Source organism: Mesorhizobium sp. M1E.F.Ca.ET.041.01.1.1 (assembly GCF_003997355.1).
Lineage (GTDB): Bacteria > Pseudomonadota > Alphaproteobacteria > Rhizobiales > Rhizobiaceae > Mesorhizobium.
The window spans coordinates 1-3,300 of record NZ_RZSL01000627.1; the positions used below are offsets into that span (position 1 = coordinate 1).

4 protein-coding genes are annotated in these 3,300 nt (G+C 65.6%); all 4 read left to right on the forward strand.

Annotation, left to right across the window (positions count from 1 at the left end; genetic code table 11):
• Positions 1-504 (forward strand): aminoacyl--tRNA ligase-related protein (locus EOA38_RS31545; protein ID WP_127301064.1); only part of this gene is annotated, 504 nt, incomplete at its 5' end.
• 4 nt (positions 505-508) lie between these two features.
• Positions 509-1,267, forward strand: a complete 759-nt coding sequence (gene surE, locus EOA38_RS31550) for a 5'/3'-nucleotidase SurE (protein WP_126093403.1) — start codon at positions 509-511, stop codon at positions 1,265-1,267.
• A gap of 13 nt (positions 1,268-1,280) precedes the next feature.
• Complete coding sequence (locus tag EOA38_RS31555) at positions 1,281-1,934, forward strand: protein-L-isoaspartate(D-aspartate) O-methyltransferase (protein ID WP_126093404.1); 654 nt, start codon at positions 1,281-1,283, stop codon at positions 1,932-1,934.
• A 281-nt stretch (positions 1,935-2,215) separates the two neighbouring features.
• Positions 2,216-3,300, forward strand: a 1,085-nt coding sequence (locus EOA38_RS31560; RefSeq protein WP_127301065.1) for a LysM peptidoglycan-binding domain-containing protein, incomplete at its 3' end; no start/stop codon positions are given.

Genomic DNA, 3,300 nt, shown 5'->3' on the forward strand with positions numbered 1-3,300 from the left:
TGCTTCCGCTCGGAAGCGGGTTCAGCCGGCCGCGATACGCGCGGCATGCTGCGTCAGCATCAGTTCTACAAGGTCGAGCTGGTGTCGATCACCGACCAGGAGAGCTCGCTTGCCGAGCATGAGCGCATGACGCAATGCGCCGAGGAGGTGCTGAAGCGGCTCGGCCTGCCGTTCCGCACGGTGACGCTGTGCACCGGCGACATGGGTTTTGGCGCGCGCAAGACCTACGACATCGAGGTCTGGCTGCCGGGCCAGAACGCCTATCGCGAAATCTCGTCCTGCTCGGTCTGCGGCGACTTCCAGGCGCGCCGCATGGATGCCCGCTACAAGGACAAGGACGGCAAGGGCAACCGCTTTGTCCACACGCTCAACGGCTCGGGCACGGCGGTCGGCCGCGCTCTCATTGCTGTCATCGAAAACTACCAGAATGAGGATGGCAGCGTAACCATTCCTGAAGTGCTGCGGCCTTACATGGGTGGTCTCGCGAAGATCGAATCGAAATGAGTTCATGCGCATCCTGCTGACCAACGATGACGGCATCCATGCCGAGGGGCTGGCGTCGCTCGAGCGCATTGCCCGCACGCTTTCGGATGACGTCTGGGTGGTGGCGCCCGAGCAGGACCAGTCCGGCTACGCGCATTCGCTGTCGATCTCGGAACCGCTCAGGCTGAGGAAGATCGGCGAGAAGCATTTTGCCGTGCGCGGCACGCCGACCGACTGCGTCATCATGGGCACGAAGAAGATCCTGCCCGAGCCGCCGGACCTCCTCCTGTCGGGCGTCAATTCCGGCGCCAACATCGCCGACGACGTTACCTACTCGGGCACCGTCGCCGGTGCCATGGAAGGCGCGCTGCTCGGCGTGCGCTCGATCGCGGTGAGCCAGGCCTATTCCTATGTCGGCGAGGACCGCGTCGTTCCCTACGAGACGACCGAGGCGCTCGCGCCGGCGCTGCTGAAGAGGCTGGTCGCGACGCCGCTGCCGGAAGGCGTTCTGCTCAACGTCAATTTCCCGAACTGTGCGCCCGACGAGATCGAAGGCACGGTCGTCACGTCGCAGGGCAAGCTCGTGCACAGCCTGTGGGTCGACGAGCGCCGCGACGGGCGCGGACTGCCTTACTACTGGCTGCGCTTCGGCCGAGAGCCGGTCGAAGGCAAGAAGGGCACGGACCTCCACGCGCTGCGCAACCGGCTGGTGTCGGTGACCCCGCTGCAGCTCGACCTCACCGCCCATGAACTCCGCGACCAGCTTACCAAGGCATTGGCATGAACAAGGCATTGGCATGAACACGACCCTCGACGACCGCGAAGGTTTTGCCGCTTTCCTGCTTCGCCTGCGCGGCAGGGGCACGGCGCCGAAGGCGCTGATCGCCGCCTTCGAGGCGACGCCGCGGCGCGGTTTCCTGTCCGCGCAGTTCCATCCGATCGCCTGGTCGGAAGGCATGCTGCCGATCGAATGCGGGGAGGCGATCGAAGGCGCGGATCTGCAGGCGGCGGTGATCGCGGCTTTAGCCATCGAGCCGGGCAACCGCGTGCTCGAGATCGGCACCGGATCGGGCTACACTGCCGCTGTGATGTCGCGGCTCGCTGCGCGCGTGGTCACCGTCGACCGCTACAAAACCTTGACCGAACAGGCAAAGCAGCGCTTCGAGGCGCTGGGCATCAGCAATGCCATCGTGCGCCAGGCAGATGCCTCCAACGGCCTGCCCAACGAAGGCCCGTTCGACCGCATTGTCGCCTGGGCGGCCTTCGAGAGCTTGCCGCGCTTCCTGCTCGATCAATTGTCGAGCGGCGGCATCGTCATCGCGCCGATCGGCCCGGAGGAGGGCGAGCAGGTGCTGGCCAAGCTTACCAAGGTCGGCAGCCGTTTCGAGCGCGAGGACATCGGCATGGTCAGGCTGCAGCCAATCCTGCGCAGCGTCGCCGCGGTGATCTAACTGGGTTGGGATTCAGGTGAGGCCGGCCTGCAAATGCTTCCGGCCATCGTCGACCGAAGCACTCATGAGTGGCGTGGCAATTAAATTAGGGTTTCGGCCGGCGTAGGCTGGTGCTCGCGTGCCTTTCTCGACTCGAGCTAACCTGAATCTCAGCTCGCCCCAAGCGGCCCTCGAAAATGTTTTAAGAAAATTTTCGTCGGATTCTAATGGGTTAACCCCGCAGTAACATTAACGCGCTTTAATCATGGCCAATGTGTACCGGGTCTGTGCGGGTTAGTGCGATGCAATTCAATGGTTTGAAGGCAAACGGACGCAATCTGGCGCGCGGCTGCGCCATCCTCGTGATCGCCGGCGCCGCGGCCGGGTGCAGCTCGCAGGCCATGCGCTTCAACGGTGTCGACGACGTCTTCACGTCGTCCACCAACAACCAGCGCTCCATCATCAGCAAGCAGAACGCCGACCAGCCCTATCCGGGCGATATGGCCGCGCCGGCGCCGGTCGACGGCAGCCACACCCAGTCGGTGAGCCGCTCCAGCCTCGAGCCGGTGACGTCGCAGCAGTTGCCTCCGCCCTCGCAGCAGGCCGCTGCACCCGCAAAGCCGATGCGCACCGCCTCGGCCCCGGCGCTCGCGCCAGCTCCCGCCGCGCCGCATCTCGACAAGACGACCACCGGCACCGTCGCGCCGGCCGCGAAGCCGTTCAAGACCGCCGAGCCCGATGCCGTGCGCAACGCAAGTGCCGCGCCGCACGCGACCGAGATCGTGGTCCGGGAAGGCGAGACGATTTCGGGCCTCGCGCGGCAGTATCATGTGCCGGCCGATGCGATCATCAAGGTCAACGGGCTGGATGCCGGCAAGGGTATCAGGACCGGTCAGAAAATCGTCATCCCCGCCTATGCCTATTCGAGCAAGGCCGAGCCGAAGGTTGCCGACAACACCAAGCCCGCTACGCCGAAACAGCCTGCCGGAGCGCCGGAGAAGGTTGCCGTGCTGCCGCAGCAGCCGAAAGTCAAGGACGGCAAGTCGACTGCGCAGGTCGATGCATCGGCTGCCGCCAGCGGCTCGAAGAACGTCAAGCCCGCGCCGCAGATGGCCGAGGCCAAGCCGGCCGGCGCCGGGGGCACCTACACCGTCCAGCAGGGCGATTCCCTGTCTTCGATTGCCCGCAAGACCGGCGTCAGCGCCACGGCGCTCAAGCAGGCCAACGGCATGAAGGACGGCCTCTTGAAGATCGGCCAGACGCTCAAGGTCCCGGCCGGCGGCACGGTTGTCGCCGCCGCCAAGCCTGCAGCGACTGCCGCCAAGCCTGCCGTCGATCCGGTAACGACGGCGACCACGCCGCCGGCGAAGACCACGCCGTCGGAGAC

Coding starts and splice junctions, on each gene's coding strand:
- surE (WP_126093403.1), top strand. CDS start 509: ATGCGCATCCTGCTGACCAACGATGACGGCATCCATGCCGAGGGGCTG.
- EOA38_RS31555 (WP_126093404.1), top strand. CDS start 1,281: ATGAACACGACCCTCGACGACCGCGAAGGTTTTGCCGCTTTCCTGCTT.